The 25,121-nt window shown below is 63.3% G+C and carries 16 protein-coding genes; 6 read left to right on the top strand and 10 right to left on the bottom strand.

Features of this window, described 5'->3' with window-relative positions; genetic code table 11:
• Positions 1-149: 149 nt before the first annotated feature.
• On the top strand, positions 150-416 hold the full coding sequence (locus tag GLP40_RS15530; protein WP_154788561.1) for a hypothetical protein: 267 nt from the start codon (positions 150-152) through the stop codon (positions 414-416).
• A 139-nt stretch (positions 417-555) separates the two neighbouring features.
• The gene (locus GLP40_RS15525; protein ID WP_328290203.1) at positions 556-2,610 is read left to right on the top strand and encodes a GmrSD restriction endonuclease domain-containing protein; all 2,055 of its coding nucleotides are present in this window, start codon (positions 556-558) and stop codon (positions 2,608-2,610) included.
• 20 nt (positions 2,611-2,630) lie between these two features.
• On the opposite strand, the gene GLP40_RS15520 is transcribed toward GLP40_RS15525, so the two are convergent.
• Genes GLP40_RS15520 through GLP40_RS15500 form a run of 5 tightly spaced genes read right to left on the bottom strand, consistent with a single transcriptional unit; the run spans position 2,631 to position 12,668 of the window.
• Positions 2,631-4,220 (bottom strand): serine/threonine-protein kinase, encoded by a 1,590-nt coding sequence (locus GLP40_RS15520; RefSeq protein WP_328290202.1) that lies wholly within the window; start codon positions 4,218-4,220, stop codon positions 2,631-2,633.
• 41 nt (positions 4,221-4,261) lie between these two features.
• Complete coding sequence (locus GLP40_RS15515; RefSeq protein WP_154788560.1) at positions 4,262-7,426, bottom strand: type I restriction endonuclease subunit R; 3,165 nt, start codon at positions 7,424-7,426, stop codon at positions 4,262-4,264.
• Positions 7,427-7,432: 6 nt separating this feature from the next.
• Entirely contained in the window at positions 7,433-8,668 is a 1,236-nt protein-coding gene (locus GLP40_RS15510; RefSeq protein WP_154788559.1) for a restriction endonuclease subunit S, read from the bottom strand.
• Complete coding sequence (locus GLP40_RS15505) at positions 8,665-10,662, bottom strand: type I restriction-modification system subunit M (RefSeq protein ID WP_328290201.1); 1,998 nt, start codon at positions 10,660-10,662, stop codon at positions 8,665-8,667. The genes GLP40_RS15510 and GLP40_RS15505 overlap by 4 nt, the downstream gene beginning before the upstream one ends.
• On the bottom strand, positions 10,659-12,668 hold the full coding sequence (locus GLP40_RS15500; RefSeq protein WP_196054677.1) for an N-6 DNA methylase: 2,010 nt from the start codon (positions 12,666-12,668) through the stop codon (positions 10,659-10,661). The genes GLP40_RS15505 and GLP40_RS15500 overlap by 4 nt, the downstream gene beginning before the upstream one ends.
• A gap of 199 nt (positions 12,669-12,867) precedes the next feature.
• Here GLP40_RS15500 and GLP40_RS15495 point away from each other — a divergent pair, with 199 nt between their 5' ends.
• Both GLP40_RS15495 and GLP40_RS15490 read left to right on the top strand, forming a co-directional pair.
• Positions 12,868-15,363 carry an ATP-binding protein gene (locus tag GLP40_RS15495; RefSeq protein ID WP_154788557.1) on the top strand — a complete coding sequence of 832 codons (2,496 nt, stop codon included), beginning with the start codon at positions 12,868-12,870 and terminating at the stop codon, positions 15,361-15,363.
• Positions 15,360-15,734, top strand: a complete 375-nt coding sequence (locus GLP40_RS15490) for a hypothetical protein (protein ID WP_196054676.1) — start codon at positions 15,360-15,362, stop codon at positions 15,732-15,734. The genes GLP40_RS15495 and GLP40_RS15490 overlap by 4 nt, the downstream gene beginning before the upstream one ends.
• Before the next feature lie 419 nt (positions 15,735-16,153).
• Here the strand turns inward: GLP40_RS15490 and GLP40_RS15485 are convergent, their stop codons facing one another.
• The 5 genes from GLP40_RS15485 to GLP40_RS15465 all read right to left on the bottom strand — a co-directional run bounded on the left by GLP40_RS15485 (position 16,154) and on the right by GLP40_RS15465 (position 22,589).
• Positions 16,154-17,959, bottom strand: a complete 1,806-nt coding sequence (locus GLP40_RS15485) for an Hsp70 family protein (RefSeq protein WP_154788556.1) — start codon at positions 17,957-17,959, stop codon at positions 16,154-16,156.
• Entirely contained in the window at positions 17,956-19,134 is a 1,179-nt protein-coding gene (locus GLP40_RS15480; protein WP_154788555.1) for a hypothetical protein, read from the bottom strand. Before GLP40_RS15480 ends, GLP40_RS15485 begins: the two co-directional genes overlap by 4 nt.
• Before the next feature lie 7 nt (positions 19,135-19,141).
• Entirely contained in the window at positions 19,142-20,104 is a 963-nt protein-coding gene (locus GLP40_RS15475) for a hypothetical protein (RefSeq protein ID WP_154788554.1), read from the bottom strand.
• Positions 20,105-20,435: 331 nt separating this feature from the next.
• On the bottom strand, positions 20,436-21,701 hold the full coding sequence (locus tag GLP40_RS15470; protein ID WP_154788553.1) for a DNA sulfur modification protein DndB: 1,266 nt from the start codon (positions 21,699-21,701) through the stop codon (positions 20,436-20,438).
• 42 nt (positions 21,702-21,743) lie between these two features.
• Positions 21,744-22,589 carry a hypothetical protein gene (locus GLP40_RS15465; RefSeq protein WP_154788552.1) on the bottom strand — a complete coding sequence of 282 codons (846 nt, stop codon included), beginning with the start codon at positions 22,587-22,589 and terminating at the stop codon, positions 21,744-21,746.
• 238 nt (positions 22,590-22,827) lie between these two features.
• On the opposite strand from GLP40_RS15465, the gene GLP40_RS15460 reads away from it, so the two are divergent.
• Entirely contained in the window at positions 22,828-23,214 is a 387-nt protein-coding gene (locus GLP40_RS15460; RefSeq protein ID WP_154788551.1) for a hypothetical protein, read from the top strand.
• 777 nt (positions 23,215-23,991) lie between these two features.
• A complete protein-coding gene (locus tag GLP40_RS15455; RefSeq protein ID WP_154788550.1) occupies positions 23,992-24,975 on the top strand; it encodes a hypothetical protein in 984 nt (327 codons plus the stop codon).
• Positions 24,976-25,121: the final 146 nt, after the last annotated feature.

Genomic DNA, 25,121 nt, shown 5'->3' with positions numbered 1-25,121 from the left:
CCAAACATGAAGCAGGTCAAACCATTCGGTCGATCTCGCGAGGTCCGTTACCAGCGTAGATCGTTTGACATAGTTTTCAGCCGCTCTTTAGAGTCCTCCGAGCGGCTGGAATGCCAGCCGACCACAGCAGCAAGATAGGTGACAGCTACATGGCCGACGGGAGCGTGGACCTTTCCGAGACCGATTCCTCGGCCTTGCGCGAGCGGTCCATACCACTGCCGGCCGGCGCCGATGGCTACCGAAAGGTGCTGCTGCTCGGCACAACCGCCGTAGGTAAGATCACCATCGTTTCGGGCTGCTCGGCGCCGCACACAGAATGGGTCGAGGTTTACTCGCTGTCCGGCGACGGATCTGTCGCCCGCCGAGCCCAGGCGCTCGACGTTCGGATACTGGAACGGGTGCGCCCATGCCGGTAACAGGACGAGCATTGGAATCAAATGCGCTGCTGACGAGCGTGGCGCGCCCGATCGATGCGGCGGCAGCCAAGCGAGGCGTCGTGATCGAGTGAACGGCACCTCGTCGGTGTTCGGTGGCGTTACAACGAAGGAGAAGTAAGTGGTCGCGGCGCAGGAAACCAGTCTGCAGCGGATCCTCGAGGGGAGCTCGCAGTACCTTGTCCCGCTGTATCAGCGGCCGTACGGCTGGGGCGACGAGCAGCTGTGGGAGCTGTGGAACGACGTAATCCAGCTCGCCGAAGATCGTACAGAGGAGCCGGAGTCGACTCACTTCATCGGGTCTGTGGTTTTGGCCCCGACCCCGGCGGGTGTCGCAGGCGCGGTCACCCGCTTTCTCGTCGTCGACGGTCAGCAGCGACTCACAACCTTGACTCTGCTGCTCGCGGCGATCCGCGACTACCTGCGGGCAGTCGACGGTTCCGCGAGCCGCGACACCGACCGCATCCACAACCAGCTGCTGACAAATCAGTATCACGACGATCCGGATCGCCTGAAACTGCTTCCGACACAGGTGGACCGACCGGCCTACACGGCCGTCATCGATGGCACCGCTACCGATGACGACGGCAATATTGGCAGTGCGTATCGATTCTTCCGCAGTCGCCTTGACGAACTAACAGCGGTCGACGACATGCCCTTTGGGCTTTCGCAGGTCGTCCAAGCCGTCGTCTCGGGACTGTCGGTGGTGTCGATCAGTGCGCACCCCGGCGATAACGTCCACCGAATCTTCCAATCGCTCAATAACACTGGTCTGAAACTTACCCAGGGCGACCTCCTGCGCAACTACCTCTTCATGCGGCTGCCGAATCGCAGTGAAGAGGTCTACCGCACCCACTGGTTGCCGTTGCAGGCCTCGTTGGACAACGAACGCATCGAGACACTGTTCTGGCTCGATATGCTGCACAAGCGTCCCAGCGTCAAGCAGAGCCAGACCTTCGCCGCGCAGCAGACCAGACTCGAGAAGCTGATTTCGGAAGAACAAATCGTCGCCGAGATCGAACGGATCGCCCGGCTCGGCCGCCTGTATCGGCTGATGAGCGAGCCAGAAGCCGAGCCCGACCCCGAGGTTCGCGTGCGGCTTACCCGCCTCGCCGAGTGGGATTCCACCGCCCCTGCACCGTTGGTTCTGCACTTGCTGCTGCTACGCGACCGCGGCGAAGCCTCGAGCGAGCAGGTTGCGCGAGCTCTGCTGTACATCGAATCGTTGCTGGTGCGGCGATTCCTTGTCGGTCGCGCATCTCAGGGTTTGAACCGCCTGTTCGCGGAAGCCACGCAGCAACTCGACACCGTGCTGCCGGTGGACACCGCGCTGCATGTCCACTTCTCGGCTGGTCGCAAGCATTATGCGACCGATAAGCAACTGACCGAGGCGATCGTGAGCGTGCCGCTCTACCTGAATGGACGCAACGCGCATCGCAAGATTCTGATGACCTGGATCGAGGAATTGTTTCTCTCGAGAGAAACCGTCCAACCGGAATCGTTGTCGATCGAACATGTGATGCCGCAAAGCCTTTCAGCGCAATGGCGCGCTGAGCTGAGCGCCAAGTATGGAGAGGATGAGGTCGACGTTCTGCACGAGCGGTACCTCCACACCCTCGGCAACCTCACTCTGACCGGTTACAACGAATCGCTGAGTAACCACGAGTTCGCCCTCAAGCGTGAGACCCTGCGCGCCAGCAGTATCCGCATGAACCAAGACATCGCCGCTCATGAATCGTGGGGCCCGAACCAAATCGAGAAGCGAGGCCTGGCATTGGCCGAGCGGATCATCGAATTCTGGCCGGGACCGGCCGACGAATCAGCATTTCCCGACAACCCCACCTGGGCCGCCATGCACCAATTGCTTACGGTGTTGCCCGCCGGCCGTTGGACAACCTATGGCGACCTCGGCAACCTGCTCGGCACCGCAGCCCACCGCGTCGGCACCCGGCTGCGGTCCCACCCAGCGCCCAATGCTCACCGCGTTCTCGACGCACACGGCATGATTTCCTATGGGCCCGGCGACATCCCTGAGAGCCCGCGCCAACTACTCGAAAGCGAAGGAATCAGTTTCTCTGCGACCGGCAGAGCCGCCGCAGCCCAACGTCTTTCCTCCGACGAGCTCGGACAACTGCAGATAGCCGCGCAGAACCTTGCCTCAGATCTGGTGCATTGACGGCGAATAGACGGATGCGGTCACGATTGTTCCTGTACGCCGGGTGTCAGATCATCGTCGATGAACCGCTCGAGCGCTTCCACGGCTTCCTGGGTTAGTGGGTCTTCGATTCCGCGCAGGATCAGTAGATCCTCGGACAGCTCGCTCAACGTGGTGCGCGCCTCCGCGCGATGACCCATGAGCGCGAGCAACCGCCCGAGAGCCAGCCTCAACTCGAGCGCCATTTCACTGCAGTCGCTCTGTGTGACGCGCACGTCGTCCAGCACCGCGCGCATTCCGGACAAGGCTTCGGTGAGTTCGCCGAGCTCGATGCGGCAGTCTGCGGCGAACTTGCGACATTGGATCGTCAGCTCGTCGGCGAACCCCTTGACCCGGGCGGATGCCGCGGCAAGAGCGTCGAATTCCGCTCTTGCCTTCCGGAATTCGCCACCAAGGAAGCGAGCGAGCGCGATATCGAACCGTAGTTCCAGTACCCGCGGGCTATCGGTGCCGAAGGCGCGGCCCGCTGGCTCGAGGATGCTGCTGAGGACATCAGCTGCCTGCAGTGAGCGGCCCGCGGCGAGCAAGTCTCGGTACTCGGCCAGCTGATGTTCCAGCCGTTGCTCGAGCACCGCATCGCTGATCGGGGCGGTGGCGGGCAGCGCGCTCTGGAACCGGGTAGTGGGCGTCGACTGCTCCGGACGCAGAGGTCCGTTGGGGCGTCGGAAAATCGCGGTCGGGTCGGGCACGCCGGACAGATGCCCAGCGCTCGGTCCGGCAGTCGACCCCGGTGGGGGTAGTAACGGAAGCAGTCGCTCGTAGACATCCGCGGCGTCAGCTGGTCGCTGTTCGGGCTCCTTGGCCAGCAGGTCCAAGACCAGGCGGTCCAATTCGGCAGGTACGTCGGCACGCAGTTCGCCGGGCGGAACGGGCGCGGTGTCAGCATGGTCTTTCAGCACGATCGGCGCCGCACCATCGAACACCGGGTAGCCGCAAAGCATTTCGTAGAGGATGCAGCCCAGCGCATACAGGTCCGTGCGTGGTGTTGCCTTGGCGCCGATGGCCTGTTCCGGCGACATATATGCCACCGAACCGACAATCGCGCCCGTCATGGTCAGCTTCGGGGTGCCGGTCGTGAGCAGCGCGGCGATGCCGAAGTCGATGATCTTCACGGTGCCGCTGGGCGTTACGAGGATATTATCGGGTTTGAGATCGCGGTGGACAACCGGCAGCGCGTGCGCGTACGAGAGCGCGGTGGCGATTTGCGCGGTCACCGCGACTGCCCATTCGATCGGCAGCGGGGCGCCGGGGTCGAGATAGTGCCGCAACGTGTTGGCGCCTTCGACGAGTTCCATCACGAGGTACACCTCGCTCAGGTCCGCGTCGAGGACCGCGTCGTACACCTGTGGCACGCCATGGTGTCGGATCTGCGCGGTGATCCGCGCTTCACGACGAAACCGTTCGGCGAACTCGGCGGCATCGGTCTGCGAGTGGATCTGGGTGAATCGGATCATCTTCACCGCGATCGCTCGGTCGAGCACGGTGTCGTACCCGCGCCAGACCGACCCCATCCCACCGAACCCGATCTCTTCGATCAGGTCGTACCGCTTACCGATGCGCCGAGTCGGCACCGTCTACCCCCTGCCATCCCGCAGCACCATGCACCGCTGCTCTACATCTCGGGCAGTCCATGCCGCCGCCCCAGCAGCCGGAACGCCGCGGTGCGCGCCTGCCGATCCAGGTCCTTCTTGAATTCGTTGTCCCGGGCGAAGTACCGCTCGCCCAGGTCATTGAGAGTATCGAAGTGTTCGACCATCTTCTCGGCGAACACTTTGTCGAAGACGACTCCGAAGTCGTCGACATTCTTGTTCGCCAGCCGCGCCTGCTCCACCTGTGGTTCATCCATGGCGGCGTTGAACGGCACAGCGAGATGCTCCTCGGAGAACTCGGTGCCGAACCGTTCGTTGAACCGCTCGACCAGCTCAGATAACAGCGACTTCTCGGGCTCCTTGGCCGGCCCGGTGCCGTCACCGAACCCCCGCAATTCCTGTGAGCCTTCAGGAGCGAGTCCGAGATCGTGGTCCCCGGTCTGCTCGAGCCGAAGATGGCTCAAGTCGATCTCGCCGATGTCGATGCGGCCATCAGCGCGTCGCGGCAACCGATTCAGCAGATGACGCCCGTACAGGTACAGCAGCTCGAGATCAGGGTCTTGATAGGGCACGATCTGTGCGAGGAACCCGTACTTGCGGACGTAGTCGTTGAGGTCGGCGCGGAATGACTCGGCGAGCGCGACATCGTCGTCCTCCTCGCTGTTGAGAAACACACTGAATCGGTCGACGGCCGGTGCCAGGTGCCGATACAGCTCGGCATGCAGTTTGGCCCACTTCGCGGCCGATCCGGCCGCCTTCTGCTCGGCGACGAGATAGGCCGCCGCGAAATCCTTCATCTCTTGCGTGATCAGGATCGGCGCGGCCAGTGCCCGGTCGCGTGCGACGTACAGCAGGTTCGGGTCGGTCGGCAGGGTGAAAGCGTCCTCGTAGTAGGGCGCGAACGATTCCTTGATCTTCTCGGCCTCGTTGACGAAGTCGAGCACCACCAGGTCCTGCTGCGATTTGCCTTCGCGGGTCCGGTTGAGTCGCGACAGCGTCTGCACAGCAGCGATACCGGTGAGCGTCTTGTTCACATACATGGTGGTGAGCAGCGGCTCGTCGAACCCGGTCTGATACTTCTCGGCGACCACCAGGATCCGATATTCCTTCTGCCCTTTGCCGCCCACCTGGGTGGCTCGGTCGTCGGCCCGCGTGTACCGGAACGCCTTGGGCAGTGCGGATTCGGCGAGGCCACCGTTCTCCGACGGCTCGGTGACTTCCTCGCCATCGACCTGCAGGCTGCCGGAGAACGCGACCAGCACACCGATATCCGGGTACTTGATGTCGTACTCCCGATCCTTCAGGTACTCCTTGATCGCCCGCGCCATAGCGACCGCGCTCTGCCGAGAAGCGGTCACCACCATCGACTTCGCCCGGCCACCGAGCCGCCCACGGGTGTGCGCGACGAAGTGTTCGACGATCACCTGCGCGTGCTGTTCCACCGCGTACGGATGCATGAACGCGAACCGTGCGAGCAGGCTCGAGGCTTTGGCGTCGGGCACTTCGACATCGTCGGGATTCTGGTTCACCAGTCGGTAGTAGGCCTTGTAGGTGACGTAGTTGCGCAGCGGATCGAGGATGAACCCTTCCTCGATCGCCTGCCGCATCGAATAGGTGTGGAACGGACGGTATTCGGCGCCGTCGGCGGTACCGAAGTTCTCCAGTGTCTTCGCCTTCGGCGTCGCGGTGAACGCGAAGTAGGAGATGTTGGAGGCTTTCGCCCGCGCCTCGGCTTTACGCCGCAGACGTGCGTCGATGTTCACCTCGACCGCGCCCTGTTCCTCGTCGTCCGCGTCGAGCCCCATGTCGCGCAGCGCGGTCCGTACCGCCGCCGCGGCATCACCGGACTGCGACGAGTGCGCCTCATCGATGACGACGGCGTAGCGGCCACCAGCCAGCTTGGTCTGCTCGCGCCGCAGATAGTCCAGCAGCGCCGGGAAGGTGTGCAGCGTGACGGTGATGATCTTGCCGCTCTGCGAGCTCAACGCCCGCGCCAGTTGCTCGGACTTCGCGCCCGCCTTGTCGTCGATCTTCACCACCAGGCCGGACACCTGCTCGAACCCGCCGACGGTGTCGCGAAGCTGAGAGTCCAGGTTGCGCCGGTCGGTGATGATGATGACCTTGTCGAAAACCGGTACACCCGGCTGCAATCCGGCCGCCCGCGCCTCCGCGTCGAGATTCTCCAGCCGCTCGGTGTGCAGGTCACTGAGCCGGTGCGCGAGCCAGCCGATGGTGTTCGATTTGCCGGAGCCGGCCGAAGCCATCACGAGGTAGTCGTGCCCGGAACCGTGGGTCGCGGCGTGCGCGGTGAGCTTCTTGACCACATCCCACTGGTGGAACCGCGGGAAGATCGTCGAGCGAGTCGCCTTTCCCGCCGGCCCCTTCTTCTCGGTGGTGTGCACGAACCGTTCCAGCAGGTCCAGCCAGTTGTCCGGCTGCCACACCTGCTCCCACAGGTACGAGGTCGCGTACTTGCCTTCCAGGGTAGCCGACGGATTCCCCTTGCCACCAGCATTACCCGGCCCCTCCGAACCGGTGTTGAACGGCAGGAACACTGTCTTCGCAGCACGCAGCTGAGTGGTGACGAACACCAGATCCGGGTCGACAGCGAAGTTGGCGATCACCCGATGCTTGAAGATCAGCTCAGTGGGGTCCCGATCCTCCCGATACTGCCTCTTCGCCTCCTCGATGCCCTGTCCGGTCAGTGGATTCTTCAACTCCGCCGTCGCCACCGGAATCCCGTTGAGCAGCAACGCGAGGTCCAGACGCGGCCGCGAAGCACCGGGCTTCGTGGCGTACGGCAGTTCGCGAACTACCGTGAGCCGATTGGCTTTATAAGCGTTCAGCACATCTTCGGAGCCGACGAGGTTCGGCTTGAAGTAGGCAACCCGGATCAAGACCCCCCGATCCTTCACTCCTTCCCGAAGAACCCTCATCAGCCCCTTGGCAGCCAGCTCCTGCCCCAGCCGCTTCGCGAACCCCCGCTGCGCCTCATCCTGATCGTCCCCGTAGGTAGCGACCAGCTCGTACCACTCCGTCTGCTGAGTCTGCGAGATGAAGGTAAGCAGTTCCCCCATATCCAGCCCGAGCTCCGCGTTGTACTCATGCGGATTCCCCTCCCGCCAGCCGTTCTCCACCATCGCCGTGACGATGGCCTCCCCGAACGCCTGCTCACTGTGCACAGACATGGTTCGCTATACCCCCTGGGTGAGATTCCGCCCGGAGGCGGTGGTGACGTCGAATTGGCCGGTCACAGCAGCCGTGATGAGTGATTGGCGACGTTCCCCAAGGAGTCGGAGCTGCTTGTCGATCACAGACTCAAGGCTGCTGAAGCTGCGCCGATAGGAATCGATCTGATGACCTATTTCCATTTGCTCAGTATCACTCGGAATCGGTACACGCACTGTCGCCACCTGCGACTCACTCACCGATGGGACCGGCCCAGGGTTGGCGAGTTCGCCCAAATCGAGCAGTGTCAATAGATTCGCCCAATAAGTCGCGCATCCTGATCGAAAATGAATTGCACGTACATTATCATCTACAATTGATTCACAAGTCGTAACGACCCGGCGATTCAGCAGTAGTGCTGCACCGACCCGCGCATAGAGAACCGATCCGGCTGGAACAATTCTCGCACCGAGTTTTCCGGCAACCTCTTTGCTAACCCAGTTTTCGGCATTACCCAATCGCAACCAATCATTGGCCAATCTAAAGTCGCTGACTTTGATCACCGGATAGTCGCCGCAAGAGTTTCCCTGGTATGCATGTGGAAATGTAGTCCCCATGTAGGTCCTACTCAGTCGTCCAATAGATGATGTAGACCATGTCTGATCAATTGGGCCGAGCCAGTCGATAACCGTTCCATTTGCAGCGTTGCGACCTACTCCACCGATCAGATCGCGTAGGGCAGTTGAGAACCGCTCCCTCAGTAGGCTGAGCTGTCTTTTCCGAAGGCCCACAAGCCGGTCGATGCGGGAGGTTTCGGCGTCGAGGAAGTCGGCGATGCGGCGCTGCTCCTCTAGCGCAACAATTGGAAACTCAAGATTGGCGACATCTTCTGCGGTGACTGCTTTGTAGGTCGAACCTACGGAGATCGAGTCCAAAAATTCTCGCTGCCCATGCATCCACCACCACAGGAAGCGTCGATCGCACCCAGCTGCTCGAATGGCATTTAAGCCTCGACCAATTCCGTATAACCGATCCGCAAGATTCAACGCTCCAACGGGTGCGCGGACTGATAGCAACACGTCACCCTGGTGCGCCACTTTTGGCGCAGAGTCGCACTCAAATCGCGGCGCAGGAACCTCGTGCCCAAACTCTGCGTTTCCCTGCAAGAATGGTTGGCCGCTCCCCAAATCCCTAACGTCGGCCGAGGGAGGTGACTGGCCGGCATTAATAGATGCCACATATTTGAGCGGAACCGTAGTCATCGAGTCACCTCTGCCAGGAGCTGCTGGATTTCGGCCTCAATCTCCTTCAGTTCCGAGTCGATCTCCGCCAGCGGCCGGGGCGGCGTGTGCACGTAGAAGTGCCGAGTGAACGGAATCTCGTAGCCAACTTTGGTTTTGGCGTGGTCGATCCATGCATCGGGAATGTGAGGCAGGACCTCGCGGATCAGGTATTCATTGACGTCCTCGGTCAACGGGACGTTCTCGTAGTCGCGCAGGTCAGGGTCCGGTTCGGGGGTACCCTTCAACAATTGGACCTCACCATCCGCGTCGCGCGTGCCGACTGCTTCACGGAAGGCTTTGGAGAAAGGTGCACCGGTGGGCCATGTTTCACCGGCACCTACAATGGCATCGCGCATGGCCGACACGGCATCAGCCTTCGTCTTCCAGGAAGCGCCGACCAACGGGGCGAGAAGGACGCGGAACGCGTTGGAGTCGGCGTACTGTTTTCGGACCGGCGCCGAGGAGGCCAGCTTGTCCAAACCTTCACTGGTGAGTGCGAACCGCAGCTTCAGCGGTCGCTCCACGGTGATGCGGCGGTATCCGAAGTCCTCGTTGTTGAAGACCTTGACCTTGCCGTGCAGCGGGTGGGTCGGGTCCTTTGCGACCGTCAGCGCCTCGCCGTACAGTCGGGTGATTTCCTGAATCTGTTCATCGCTGAGCTGCTTACGCTTGTCGCCCAACGACTTCCGCATCTTCACCCAGTAGTCCCGCGCATCCAGCAGCACCACCTTGCCCTGATGATCGAGCTTCTTGCGGTTGGTGAGGATCCAGAAGTAGGTGGAGATTCCGGTGTTGTAGAACAGCTGATCCGGCAGTGCGACAACAGCTTCCAGCCAGTCGTTCTCGATGATCCACCGGCGGATCTCGGACTCGCCGGACCCGGCGGCACCGGTGAACAGCGGGGAACCGTTGAAGACGATGGCGATCCGGCTCCCGCCCTCGCCGGACGCGTTCACCGGCTTCATCTTCGAGATCATGTGTTGCAGGAACAGCAGTGACCCGTCGTTGATGCGAGGCAGCCCGGCACCGTAGCGCCCCGCTTCACCGAGGTTGGCGGCCTCCCATTCGACATCGTCCTTGATCTTCTTCCACTCCACGCCGAACGGCGGGTTGGCGAGCATGTAGTCGAACTTGGTCTTCTTGTGCCCGTCGTTGTCGTCGAGGGAGTTACCGAGCACGATGTTCTCGGAGTCCTCGCCCTTGATCATCAGGTCGGACCGGCAGATCGCCCACGACTCCGGATTCAGTTCCTGCCCATACAGATCCACCGTCGCCTGCGGGTTCAGGGCGGTGATGTGGGCTTCCGCGGAGCTGAGCATGCCGCCGGTGCCGCAGGCCGGGTCGAGTACCCGACGGACGACGCCGGGGACACCGAGTAGCTCGGCGTCCGGCGCGATCAGCAGGTTTACCATCAGCTCGATGACTTCGCGCGGGGTGAAGTGTTCACCGGCGGTCTCGTTGGACTGTTCGGAGAAGCGCCGGATCAGCTCCTCGAACACGTAACCCATCTGATGGTTCGACACCGCTTCCGGGCGCAGGTCCAGGTCCGCGAACTTGCCGACCACCTGGTACAGCAGACCTGCCGCGTCGAGTTTGCGGATCTGCTGGGCGAATTCGTACTTCTCCAGCACCTCACGCGCGTTCTCGGAGAAGGCGCCGATGTAGGCGATCAGGTTCTTCGCGGCGTAGGTCGGGTCGGCGGCGAGTTTCTTCAAGGTGAGATCGCTGGTGTTGTAGAACACCGCGCCGGCCGCCATGGTCAAGAACTCGTGGACGTCGAGGTCTTTCCCCGCCAGCGACTCGGCCTTGGCGAGGACCGTGTCCCGGGTCGGCGCCAGCACGCACTCCAAGCGTCGCAGCACCGTGAACGGCAGGATCACCTTGCCGTAGTCGGACTGCTTGTAGTCGCCGCGCAGCAGGTCCGCGACCGACCACGCGTGGTTGGCCAGCTCGCTGTGCTTGCCGGTGTTCACTCACTGCCTCCTCGAGGATTACTGATGTCTTCGTTTGTCGCGCTGCCCGCGGTCGGTTCGAGCGCACCGGCGACCAGACCGGTGGTCAGCACCTCGGCGACCTGATCTACTGTCTCGCCGGCCTGACTCAATGCCGCCCGAAGCTGGTGCACGCGGCGAAACGCTTCGCCGTAGCGCTGTTGCTGCGCCAACGGCAGCAACGGTATTCGCGTTCGGTGCAGAGCGGAGTGAATCGCGGTCGTGCCAAGGGAAGAACCGTCATCGATGCCGCCGATGAATCCGGCGACGAACCACGGGTCCAGGCGTTGCGGGTCCGTGCGCACGAGTTGCACATTCGGGCCGAGTGCGATCCCCGCCTCTTCCGGGCCGGCGATCCGGAAGGTATGGCCCCGGGGGCCGCGCACGGTCGGCACCAGAACGTCACCGATCTCGACTTCGACCGCGAGGCTGGCGGGCTCCACCTTGACCTTGCCGGATGCCGGGCTACCGGTGGCGATGTCGCGACCGGTAATGGCCGGCCGGAGATCTTCGTCGTTGGATACGGTCGACCTCGGTGGTTGAGCACGCAAGATGCGTACGGCTCCGCCCGAAGCCAGATCGGAAATGGTCGCAGTCCGCCATGTCGCACTCGAGATCTGCGCGACCTGATCGACAGCTTCGGACGCGTGAGCCAGCTCCGCGACAGCAGCGCGGAGTCGTGAGAGCGCCGTATCCGCCTCGCCGGCAACGATTCCGGGATCGATCGCCAACCTCACCCGCGGTCCGGGCGTCAGATCGACTTCCTCGTCGAGCAGGTCCACAACCCTGACAACGGTCGAAACGTTGGGCTCTTCGGCCTCCGCTGATCGACCCTCGATGAAAGCGGACCACACTCGATGCACCGTGTCGGCGATCGGCGGCCAATCGACAGCATCGCCGGCGCCGCTCTGCGCGGCCTCACCTGCGGCCGGCGCGGTATCGACCAGCAGCACGCTGTCCGGCACCGCTGCGTTCGGGTCGGGTTTCTGCAGGATCCAGATCTGCAGATCAAGTCGCGTCCAAAGAAGCTGAGGGAGTCTCGGTGGCAGGTTGATGACGGCACGAAGCGCTCCCGCCCGCAGCAGCGCACTACGGATTCGCCTGCCAGATGCCCTCGACGCGACGGATGCGGGAACAAGGAGAACAGCGAGTCCACCGGGACGAAGGTGCGCGAGAGCGTGTTGGACCCAGGCAAGGTCTGAATCCATCCGCCCTGGTCTGCCATACCCCCACCGCGGGTCGTCGATATGCAGCCGATCCGCGGCCCAGTCCCGAAGGCTGAGCGGACTGCTCAGTACCGCGTCCACTTCCAGGCCAGGGAAGGCATCGTCGTGCAAACTGTCGCCCGTGGCGATGTTCGCGTCGACCCCGGTTTCGGCCCGCACTACCAGACGAGCCAGGGCTGCTTGGGTTTCCGAGATGTCCTGTCCGTAGAGTTCGGTGGCACCGCGCTCCGCCGCCGCGACGAGCAGCGAACCACCACCACAAGCAGGGTCGAGCACCCGTACCAGCCCAGCCCCGAGCGGCTGCAGCAATTCCGCCATGAGCGTGGCGACCAGCTGTGGAGTCCGGTAGCGGCCGATATTCTGCTCACCACCGTGCGCATGGTCGGCCAACGCCTGAAGTGCCGCACGCGGCCCCTCGACCTCAGCAGCATGCGCCAATGTTTTCAGGACGCGAGACACGGCAGCGGTTGTCGCGGAGTCCGACGACACCCAGCCGGATCCGGACGGCTTCAGCCCGGCAAGCAGAACCTGTGCGTCGTCGCTGGACAACGACGAACGCAACAGTGTCTGCAACGACGGAATCGGCGCATCAGTGCCATCTTGGCCGCGGTCGGCCAACCATGCCCGCACCGCGTTCCAGTCGAACACGGGCCGGAACTCGGTGCCCCCCACCGGCTTCGGGAAGTCCTCATGACGCTTACGCCAGTTACTCACAGTCGCACGGGTCACGCCGACTAGCTTGGAGATTTCCGTGGCGGTCACGGGTGGAACCAGGTTCGACATGTCACCCCTCTCGTGTGCATCACGATCCTGGCGCATGCTCCTGTGAAAATCAAGGCGGCGTTAACTCATTGACAACATTCACAGCCTGGCACGATGATGTGTACTCACAAGATGGCGCTACTCGCGCCGACTCCTTCTGGCTCCACCCCAATCACCTACACGAAAAGGGTTCACCGCCATGCCCGATCCGCTTCCGGACAGCACACGCCTCGCGCCCTGGATTGTCGAACAGATCGACGGATCAGACCTCCCCGACGAGGTGGGACTACTGATACTGGCGGCCTTCGAAGGCGATCCAGCGCTCGACGACTACCTCGGAGGGGGTACGCCGACCGTGCGCGCCGTGGAGCCAGCTGCCGCTGGAACACCATCAGATGCTCGCGGCACATTCCTGACTTCGGTGCGGGTTGAGGGGTTTCGGGGGATCGGACCGGCTACCACCTTGAATCTGCGGCCCGAGCCGGGACTGACGATTGTGGCGGGACGCAACGGATCTGGAAAGTCCAGCATCTCCGAGGCGCTGGAGCTCACGCTCACGGACAGCGCTTTTCGGTGGGCCGGCAAGAAATCGACGCAGTGGCGTGACCAGTGGCGCAATCTGCATCATCCCACCGCGCGCATTGCGGTGAGCTTGGTGGAGGAGGACAACGAGCCGGTCGTGGTGACCCTCGACTGGCCCGACGACGAGACCGACGTGGACCGGCACACCACCCGCACCCAACGACGCGGCCGCAAGCAGCAGATCGGCCGCGGCGACCTCGGATGGGACGGACCGCTGCAGCGATTCCGCCCGATCCTGTCCTATGACGAGCTCGGCGCCATGCTCAACGGCACTCCCAGCGATCTGCACGATGCGATCTCGCGAGTCCTGGGAGTCGAACAACTGACAGATGTGATCAATCGAATCTCGGTGCGGCACAAGGAACGCAAGGCACCCGGTGGCGACCTCACGAAACGGCGCAAAGCCCTTGCTGATGCGGTCGCAGGGCTGGACGACGAGCGGGCCGCCGCACTGGCGCCGCTGCTGAAGAAGACGGCACCTGACATCGTCCGGCTGCGCGCGTTGCTGCACGAGACCGAAACGGGTGCCAGCGGACCGGTTCCGCGGCTGCGCGAGCTCGCAGACCTGACGGCCCCGGTCACACCAGCCCACGCCGTTGCAATTGCGAAGCGGTTGCGCGACAGCGACGCCCAATTGACCGAGCTCGATGACGCGGCCAGTGATCGCACGCTGTCCACCTTGCGGTTGCTCGAACAGGCCCTACAGGTACACGAAGAGCACGGCGACATGGCGTGCCCGGTATGTCACGACGGCACACTGAACGCGACTTGGGCTCGTGAAAGCCGTGCCGCGGTGAGCGCGGACCGTCAACGGCTGGCCGCGCTGAACAACGCCCGGAAGCTGATGGAATCGGCACACGCCGAAGCTGTTCACGTGCTGCAATCGGCGCCCGCCATCATCGACCGGTCCCCGGTCCAGGAGCTCGACGAGACGGTGGCTGCCGCCCGCAGCACGTGGCAACAGTGGGCCGCGATCACGCGTGGCCCCGTCGCGCCGACGATGACACAGCTCGCCGACCATCTGGAAACCAGCGCCGCTGCACTCGGCGACGCGGTCGACGCGGTCAACAAGGCCGCGGCGGCATGTCTCGCGGAGCGCGAGGACCGATGGCAACCGGTGAACGCCGAACTCCAATCCTGGTGCGCGGCTTGGGAGGAATGGCTCGCGGACAAACCCGTGGTCGATCAGCTCAACGACGCCAAGAAGTGGCTGCAGGACAACGATCGCCGACTGCGCAACGAACGCCTCGCACCGATCCGCGTCGGCGTCCAGCACGCGTGGGCGACGCTGCGGCAGGAAAGCAACGTCGAGATCGGTGACCTCTCTCTGGAAGGGTCCGCGACCCGGCGCAAGCTGCGCATCGACTCGCTGGTCGACGGTGTCGCAGCGGATGGACTCACCGTACTGAGCCAGGGTGAGCTCCACGCACTGGCACTCGCCCTGTTCCTGCCTCGCGCCACCATGGCCGAATCACCGTTCCGATTCCTGATTCTCGACGACCCCGTGCAAGCCATGGATCCGGCCAAGGTGGACGGACTCGTGACGTTGCTCAGCGAACTCGCCCAGACCCGGCAAGTCGTAGTCCTCTCCCACGATGACCGCCTGCCCGCCGCGGTGCGGCGGGGAAACTTCGCGGCCACCATCGTGGAAGTCAACCGCGGCAAGGACTCTCAGGTGTCGATCAACACGCTCACCGATCCCGCTCGACGGTATATCGAAGACGCTTTCGGCCTGGTGCTCGAATACGAGAATGGCAAGCTCCCTGATGAGGCGATGCGCCGGACGCTGCCCGGCATGCTGCGGTTCGCGGTCGAAACAGCCGCCCGTCATGCGTATTTCACGCGCAATATCAGGGCCGGGCGGTCGCTCGAAACACTCGAGAACGAGTGGGGAGCAGCGGCCACCACACGAGCCAAGGTAATCCTCGGAGTGTTCGGCGAACCACGGGAACACCATATGCTCGAACAGTGGGCGCGTGCGGAGTATCAGAAGTCCGCGCTGCACATCACAGGGCCCAGGATGCACGACGGGCTCACCCCGACCTCCGATCCACGCCAGGCGGCAAAGGACGTTCAGCGCCTGGTTGACGACATCGAAAAGGCGGGAAAGTGACCAGCCTGCTGACTTTGGCTGCTGCGCAGAGCTCCCGACAATCCCCGCACAGCAATAGGATCGCGGCGTGGCTGACCCGGACCGCACTCGAGCAGATCGTTGACGAACTCCTGCGCGCGAAGGGGATCAACCCGGGGAGGGCCAGCACCCGGACCCGCCTGGCCTGCCTCGAGGTCGCGTACCGCGATGAGCATGACGTCCCGTCCCGCTCTCAGTACGCGTGGACGCGGTTGTCCGAGGCGTGCCACCAGCACGCGTACCAGCTGTCCCCGACATACCAGGAAGTGCAGCACTTGCTCGAGATCGTGGGCAGTCTGCAGACGAGCCGACCGCAAGGCCCGTCCGCCGAAGGAAAGGTCGCCCACCGTTGACGGGTTCAGAGCATGTGCCGAGCATCGACAACCCGCTGATGAGACGGCAGAACCGTCGGTCACCATGGCCAGAATGTTCGCGGTCCGGCGAACGAGACACGTTTACCGCGCGACGAACCGGGTTGCCACGGGTTCGATGCGGAGACTCGAGGCCGTGCCGCTCGCATCCGGTAACGACGTTGCCCTCCTTGCAACAACCCGACCGCCAAGGCCACCGAACTCGCAACCACGATCAGCGAGCATTCCGGAAACCACTGCACCCCAACAGGATCGACCTACCAAAGATCATTGGAAGTTGCGCCAGAGCCACTTTGTCATGGCCCCGGACACAGCAACTGGCCGACGAGTAGCCGACCAGTTCCAGGAAGTACAAATGGCCCGGAGTTCGAGCCCCCGGACATCCCGTCGTTGCCCCCGTGTCACGAGACCTCGCGCGAGTTCGGTCCTGAGCCGCAATGACAGTCGGGGTGATTTGATACCCTGCCGCAGACCGCACAGTGCTGGTAGTAGAGCCGCTCTTCTTCCTGTAGTTCCGTCGCTCGATCCGCGACTCCGCGCGTGAAATACATTCGGTTGGTGGCGTACAGCAGATCGCCGGGTATCAGGGAATAGTCGAGTCGGCGGTACTTCTCGTCAGGGGCAGCGATATTCGATCGCACGACGACTTGGCCGATCGCTGTTTCTTCCACGCTGTTCGCGGGTGGACCGTTATCCCCTTCGGCGTCGCCGGTCTGCTCGGCCGGGCCGAGTGAGATCGCGAACTCGAGATTGTGAATCGATTCGAATTCGTGGCGATGGAAATGGTCAGAGGACGCCTTCAGGTGCAGTATGCCGTCACAATCGAGAGCTGCCGTCAACGTGAGTCTTTCGATGAAGGGCCGGGCCTTGCTGTCGACGTCGAGGTTGAGATTGCCGAGCGGGTACCGCTGATCCGACAGTTGGGGACGGCCGCCGGGGCGGGCGGTGGCGCAGAGTTCGAACTTTGCGACGCCGTCGCGTGGATCGGCGCAGAAGAACTCCTGTGGTTGGCCCGGGAGTTCCTGCCCCTCGAACGGTATTTCGGTGCCGGCTTTCACCACTCGGTGATATCTGCCCCGCGCGAGCTGTACCTCGATGTCCTTGGCCAGTTGGAGTTGCTTGCGGTCGTGCGCGATCCACGCCGCTCCCTGTGCGATCAGCGTCGCGCTGTTGTTCGACACCTGCACGCGGTGAGCGCTGAGGTACTCCCGTAGCCGGGCCGCGATCGCCGGCATTCTCGACATCCCGCCCGTCACCAGGCACAGTGCGATCTGAGATTCGTTCAGGCCCGCGGCGATCAGCAGGTTCCCGATATCTCGGATGGCCTGATCGATGAGCGGCTTGGTGATCGACTCGAACACTTCCCGAGTCATCTGGTAACTCAATGGCTGACCGGGGCCGTGGAAGTTTGGGATGTACACGGTCGCCGTGTTGGCGGTGGAGAGTTTGATCTTCTGGAGTTCGCAGCGGTTGCGGAGTTGGCGGCGGCGCTCGGGATCGAGGTCTCCGGCTTGGACGCCTTCTTCGAGGAGTATGTGGTTCCGGAAGGTTTCGTCGAAGACGTCGCCGCCGAGCTCGTGGGTGCCGCTGCTCTGCCGTTGCAGCACCCGGCCGTCCTGCACCAGGCACAGCGTCAGGTCCAGGGTGCCGCCGCCCCAGTCCACCACCAGCACGTTCTTTCTGTTGTAGCGCTGGATGAAGTCTGTCCCGTGCAGCGGCCGAGCATGGCCGTACAGTGCCGCGAACGGTTCGTGGACGAACTGGACGACACGAATTCCCGCTTTTGTGTAGGCATCTCGTAGCGCACGGCGGCCGTGACCGTCCATGTTCACCGGGATCGTGGCCACCGCTTCGGTGATGCCACCGAGGAAGCGCGCATGCGCCGGGTTGTCCTCCAGCGCGCGGTGCTTGACGTGGTCGATCACGTGGTGCGCGACATCGATCGGGCTGAGATCGACACCGCCGACGGTGATGCTTTCCAGACCGAGGTAGTTTTTGGGCGACCTCACGAAGTCCCCGTGTATCCCGAGTCCCAGAGCATCGAGTGCTTCCCGGGCCTCGCGACCCACGATCGTGCGGTTGCCCTGATACCTGACCACCGAGGGGGTCGGCATATCGTCGTCGTCCAGCAAATCATGGACGCGGTCGTTGTGGACTACCGAGACGAGGCTGTTGGTGGTGCCGAAGTCGAACCCGACGACGGTCATGCTGGTTCCCCCTGCGGGTCGTGCGGTTCGGATCGAAGCGTCCACAGCGTCTTCTGCAGCGCCTGGACCGAGTCCTTGATGAATTCCGTTGCTACCTGCGGATGTCCGTGCTCGAGCGCGTCCAATGCATCGCCGAGTGTGTCGACCTGGGTCGTGACCACTCGGGCGGAACGAACGCGGAGCTGCTTGAATTCGGTGCTCTCCCGCATTCGCTCGCCATGGTGCGCGTCAACGGTGCGCTGGAGCTCGTGGCGGGTATCGAACAGTGCCATGTCGAGTTCGGCGATCCGCTTGGTCGCTTCCTTGAGCTCCTCCTCGAGCGCGCTGAGCCGAGTATTGGCGGCCTTGGCGCGGCGTTCGGCGGCGTCCAGTTTCGACTCGGCCGCGGTGAGCCGCTGCAGAGTGGATGCCATCGCGATAGCGGCGAGGCGGCGGGCGTCCGGGTGAGCACTCACGAGTTGCGCTCGGTAGGCCGTCGAACGGTCGTCGGTGGGGCGGTACGCGCTCCACACGTGTTCGGCGAGAAAATCGACCATGTTGTCGCGGTCCCAGTCCAAGGACGACGCGGTCAACAGGATCGCGGCACCCACGGCATTGTCGCGCAGTGTCTCCAATTCCGCCAGTGTGAGCGAAGTCTTCTTCTTCGGCTCGTGTTCAGTGGGTTTGAGAACCGCTTTGCCTTCATAGGCGACGATCTTGCGAATATGGGCGACCAGCAGGCCCAGGGAGGTGGCATCCGCGCGATCCGATAATGCCGTTCCGACGGCCTCGCCGAGTTCCTGATCATCGACGAACAAAGGATGCAGGGTGAGCAGTCGGGCGGCGATTCCCGCCACCGTATGTCGGGAAACGTCGCGGAGGCTGGACAGGTCAGCCATCCGCAGCAGTTCCACCGGCATGGTGGCCCGCAGGTCCCGGGCGGAGATCCGGCGCAGTAGGGCGTCGAACTCGCTGAGATCGGCGGCGCTCATCAACACCGCTCGTAGCCGCACGGACTGACTGAGTTCGACGGCCTTGAACTTGCCAATCGACTCGAACAGCTCCTGCAGGAACGCTTCCAGCGAGTCGGCGTTGGTGATCGTCCGCTTGGGCTTGGTGGTTCGCTTCTTCGGATTCGCCACTGCGGACTTGCGGTTCGAGACGGTGGCTCCGTGCGGTTCGGTGCCGTTGGGCATATGAGTCCTACTCGGTGATGAGGTCGAGGCGGGCGTTCACCCACCGTTCGGGAAGTCCAATCCGGCCAGCGGAGTGGAGGACTTGGGTCGCGCGGGGGTCTCCGGAGGCGAGGTGGTGTTCTGCGGTGAACAGCGTGATCTTGCAGGTGTCGTAGAAATCGGCCTCGGCACAGGTAAATTCGACGATGTCGACTGTGGTCTGCTCCGTCATCGGAAGACGGAGCAGTCCGATGATGTCCGCGGTGCGGCGATCGATCAGGGCTCGCTCCAGTGTCGAGAGTTCACCCTTGACGGCAGCTTTCGGACGCGGCCGCGTTCGTGTCGCGGCAAGATCGGCCATTCGGGTCGACAGATTGCCCAGAAGCTGATGAGGGGCGCGGCGGGCGGCATCCTCGAAATGGTTGAAGTAGAAGGAGATAAGACTGCAGATCGTCAACGCGACCGGCCGGTTGAAATCCCGCAGGACGGCGGAGGCTCGTTTGAGCTTCTCGCGGTGCCGGTCGGCCGTCGCCTGATCGATGTCGGAATGACGGCCGGCGAACCAGTAGAGGTAGTCGGCGATCGCGTCCGCGTACTCGGTCGCACTCAGGAACATCGTGGTGTGCTCGAAGAACTCGCTGATCGTGGCGGCGTTGACCTTGCCGGCCTCGAGTACTTCGCGCAGCATGCGGTCCATGCCGTTCAGATCGTTCTCGGCGGGGATCGCGATGTCGAACTCATAGCTGGAAACCGCATCCTCGGACGCCAGCTCGACCTTGACCATCCCGCGCTCGGAGAACAGGTGCTCGCCGAGATCAGCCGGCGAGATGGCAACCCCGTTGACGATCGCCCGTATGCAGTGCTCGACCTGCCAGTCCAAAGGCCCGTAGAGCTGTCGGACCGTGAATCGAGCACGGCCGCAGGGTCGGTCGCGATGCTTCAGAAGAGGGCGCTCGACCGGATGCGTGGCGAAGCGGTGCTCCCGCAACATCTGGAGTGAGGACTGGGGCGCCTGGCATTTCGGGCAGAAAAGCTCTAGTACAGGAGGTTCCGTCGGTGGCGAGTACTCCGATTGATGGAACTCGCAGTAGCTGGAAGACCAGTGGGCCAAGCTCGATTGCCTCCTCGGCGATGGGTCGGTTGCAGCGCTCTCGACAGCACACGACGTTCATGGATGGGCGTGCCCGAGCCGCGGCCTCGAACTTGGCACGTAGCTTCTCACCGGCAGGCTAACCCTGCCGGAAAGAACTGGAATCGGTTATTAAATCAGTAATTTCGCGCATTTGAGATCAGAGGCCGGGTCCTTGTCACCTCGGCCGCACCTACAGCCCGTTCGGTGCCTTCCGGTACCACCCCGCGATCACCCCCACCAGGTGGACGATGTTCTGGGTGCGCATGATCGGGGCCGACGCGTTCGGCTCGAAGTCCGGGTGGGCGTCGGTGGTTCGCCAGATGCTGGTTTCGGTGATCGGGGCCGCCATGTGGGGGTCCAGGCGCTTGAAGAACTCGGTGATGTCGTCGAGTTCGGCGGGGTTGTCGCCCGCGCGCAACTGGCGGAAGACGCCGGCCAGGACGCGCAGCATGCCGACCGAGCCGAGCAGTGAGGTGCGACGCAGCTGCTGCGCCTTGGTGGAACCGTCGGATTCGCGTGCGGTGTCGGGGTCTTCCTCGGTGATTACGGCGAGGTCGGTGAATGCGGTGGAGATGGTGTCGAGGAAATCCTTGACCTGTTCGATGACTTCGCCGTCCGTGAGGGTCCGTTCGGCCTTCTTGCTGATCCGGCCGCCCGCGCCGGCGATGACCGCCCGAGTGATGTCGGCGACGTGTTTAGCGCCCAGCAGATTCGGGTTCTTCGCGGTCATCCGGTCCTGTTCGGTGTCGACGCGGCCCTTCAGCAGCGGATGGTCGATGACGTCGGACAGGGTGCGGTTGGCAACCTTGTCGTTGTCGAAACGGGCGCGCACGGCGCTGCTGATGCCTTTGGCGTTATCGGCGACATCGACGAACATCTGCTGGGCCTTGATCGGGTCGGGCTCGACGTAGATGTCGACGCCGATGTATTCGCGCTTGAGCCGACCCATCCGCTCCACCAGCCGGTCTCGGTCGCCCTGCAGTTTCGCGGCCTTCTCGACACCGACCTTGCGGGCCAGTTCCCGGTCGATGGCGGAGATGGCGTCGGTGATGCGCTGCTTCTCGATCGATACTCCGAGCACTCGGTGCTGGCCGTCGATGGTGCGCAGGGTGGCGATGCCGCCGATCGCCCATGGGACGGTCAGATAGCCGACCCGGCCCTCGGGATCGGCCGGTTCGAATACGCATCCGCCGCCGTCGCGGGCCAGCAGGGCGGGGGCCACCCAATTCTGTTTGGCATCGAGGTACTCGCCGAAATGCTTGGCGTGCAGGCGATCTACCTTCCGGTTGTCCTTGTCCACGTTGCTGGGGTCGGGAACCGGGAGGATGGTGGGCAGGTCCAGCAGCGGCACCCGAGTCGAGTACACCGCGCGTTCACCCTGGGTGGTCTTGAGTGCGAGATAGGTGCTGGAGTCCTGCGGCTTGGACAGGACACGAGGGTCGATGGCGATGGTCATGGTTTCCTCCCGAAGATGTTGTTGTTGTGATCCGGCTCAGCGCTACGGCCGCGTGTCGTTCCACGGTCGTACCGTCACCATCGGCATCGATTCGGCCGCTTTGATGTTCAGCTGCCGGACCTCGGCACCGTGCACCCAGGCGTTCCAGGCCTTGAGATACAAGTGCAGCTGGTTGCGGGAACCGTCCGCCTTCGCGGTGGACTTGCCTGCGCTCAGCCGGAGGATGACGTTGCGAAGCATCAGGCGCGGATCGTGTTCGGTGAGATTGGCTCCGGTCTCCAGGCCTTCGAGCCAGGCGAACTGGTCGATGTCCGGACGGGTGGAGCAGGTCAGGTAGTGGCCGACCGCGGCGGCGGGCACCAGAATCCGGAAGGCCTTGTTGAGCGACTTCGCCAGTTCCACCGAGGCACGCATACCCGGATGCGCCGCAAGGAATTCGACGATCTGCTCGTTGGTGACCTGTGACTGTCCTCCGGTCCACGTCGAATCCGGGTTGGTCGTGTACAGGTGGTGGACGCGCAGCGCCGAAGCCAGCTGGGCCGCGTTCTCTTCGCCCTGCAGGCTCAATACATCTCGGGCGCTGCGTTTGCGGCCGGTGTCGAGTACCGCGAAGGTCTTCGGTTCCACTCCATGCGTGACCTGCATCCGAACGGTGCGACCGCTCTTCACCACCGCCGCGAGCCGATGCTGACCGTCGACCAGCACGCCATTTGTGTCGAAGGCGATGCCCTGGTGCGTGTGCAGCCACTCGCCGCGCGTCATCGCGTCAGCCAACTGAGCCACCATCAGCTTGCTCATCGGGCGGTTGTTGGTGTTCCGCTCCAGCCACCGGGCGGCCAGTTGCGGTGTGACGTCGATGGTTTCGGTGCGGAACCCGATGGTTGTCATGTGCTTCTCCGATGCCGAGTCATGTTTCCTCCCCGATCGGCTGGGCGCCTCAGCGAGGCTTGGCGAGGCCTTAGCGCCTAACGCAGACCTTAGATATACATGAAAGCATCGTCAAACAACTATTTTTGGTTGTATCATGATCACTGTTCGTGCACTTGGCGAGAACGTACACGGGAGGGCAGACAGGGGAACGCTAGCGTCAGCCGCCATCACCGCGGAAGATCTCCTGAACGTCGCCATGAGCCGGGCTCGCGAGCAGGCGATCATGCTCGCCGACATGGGCCGCATCCACCGCGGTCGGCCCCCACAGCCGATGCCGACGCGAGAGTTCCTCCAGCAGTTGGATCGTCACGCGCACCAGTGGACGTGGCGGCAGGTCGCCGCCGCTGCCGGACCCACCCGGATCGAGCACAACCTGCGAACCCTGACCGACGACATCGCTTCGGCCACAGAGAATGTCGAGATCTTCTCGGCGCGCGTGGACGGCCCGGCCGCACGCCGGGTCCTCGAGGTGCTCGCCGCTCTGCCCGACCAGGTCAAGATCGGGTTCTGGTTCGGCCCCGCCGGAATCGGCTCAGAAGTCGAACGCGCGCTGCCGATCACCGCGCGACCATGCATCCGCTGAAACGATGCCGTGAATCGCTGGTGATCAGCGACTCCGTCGTCTGGGCCGCGCAGGCGCCGATCCTCGGCGGAACCCAAGGCCTGCTGCTCCGAACCGATCACTCCGCGCTCGCCCAGGCCGTGCGCCGACAATCGTTGCGGCGCAGCGTCCGTGGAGTGCCAGGCACCGGTCAGCACCCCGAACGATGCGGCTGCGGCTCACTGCGGATACGTGTCGAGATCGCCGGAGAGCCCAAAGCTGGCGTCTACAGCGAGTGCCGCAAATGCGGGAGATGAGAATCGGAGCACAGGAGTCGAGTGATGTGCTTTCGAGCGGTCCATCGAAACGGCCGTTCGCATCCGAAGGTAGCTTCAGATGCAGGTCGATTCGCGAAAATCCAGATCGAACTCCGCCACCTGCAGCCCGGCTGCCGTCGCGAGGACGTAGACGAAGCCCTCGCCGTCGTGCCCTTGGTGGGGGCTCCCCTCCAAACGCCACTGTGCCCACGCATGAACACCGCCTCCCCGTCACCTTCAACGATCATGATCCACGTCCTACGTAAAGGCAGCTCAACGTGATTTGCGGGGCGAACAGTCATGGCCACGTCGACAGAGCGGATTTCGGTGAGCGGGATCGAGGAACTACCTCGGCGGGAGCCAAGGTTGTCGTGAAAGCGGCTGGGCAACAACCGAGTACGTGAATGCGCATGTCCGACCAGTCTGGCAGAATCGGTCAAATGGGACGAAGCGTCGGTGCTGCGTCCTGTGGTCAACGCCAGATCGGTCGTAACGGAGACATGTGAGAATCGCGCTGCTGCCAGCCCGCCTCAGCAACCGACCAGTTCGAGAGCATTTCGAGACCACCATCCGGGCCAAAGTTCGCTTCGATGACCACCTCGACCTCTTGGACACCGAGACCCTGTCGATTCTTCTGCGGATCTTCCCCGATGGTGCGGCTCGAATGTGGGCAGTGACCCCGGGGGTGAACACGGGGAAGTGGGCGAAGTTGGATCCCGGTGATCCCGTTGCCTTCTGCGGTGACAACAAGCTGCACGCTCTCAGCCACATCGCCGCGCGGTTCCAGAACGAGGCGCTCGCCGAACGACTATGGGGTCGCGATGCCGGCGGTAGATCGTGGGCGAACATGTTCGCGCTTGCGGAGCTGCGGACCGTCGACGTCCCGGTTCAGGAGGTCCGCCGGGCAATCGGGTGGCGCGGTGACGGCGCGATCCCGGGGTTCACGGTCATCGAGGGAGCTCCTGCAGAGAATCTCGCGGATCTCGTCAATCTGGAGACCGATCTCGGGTACTCGGAGGGCTTGGTATCCAAGCGCGCGCCGTCGTCGGTGACAGTGCCCGAAGGGGCGACGGACGGGATTCGCGAGACGACCTTTCGTCGTGAACAGCGGGCACTCAAGCACAGGCTACGACAGCTGAGTGCAGGTCGTTGTGCACTGTGCGGGCGCGCTTTCCCTGATCAGCTTCTCATCGCCGCACACATCAAACGGCGCGGGCAATGCACCGAGGACGAACGCAAGGACCTCGAGAACATCGGCATGCTGGCATGCGCGGTCGGCTGCGACAGCTTGTTCGAACACGGCTACATCGGGGTGGACTACGGAGGGAAGCTTCTGGTCAGCAACGCAACTCAGAGATCCGGCGATATTCGGCGACACGTTGACGACCATCTGCGCGGCCGGGTGAGCCCGTGGTGGACGAGTGCGCGCGAACCGTATTTCGCATGGCACCGAACCAGGATCTTCCAGGAACTGGCCGAGGAGTAGCGGACCAGTCCCTGGAACGGCCTGCTGCTGAACGAGCGCTTCCGAGAGTCGGCTCACCACCCGCTCGGTGATGATGGCGGCGCCGAATCTAGTGTTCAGTGACGCGGTCCCGACCTTTCCGGCTCGTAGGACCAGGCCGAACTCGA

This window comes from Nocardia aurantiaca, assembly GCF_009708175.1.
In the GTDB taxonomy this organism is placed as follows: Bacteria; Actinomycetota; Actinomycetes; order Mycobacteriales; family Mycobacteriaceae; genus Nocardia; species Nocardia aurantiaca.
This window is presented reverse-complemented; position numbering and strand designations above follow the sequence as displayed.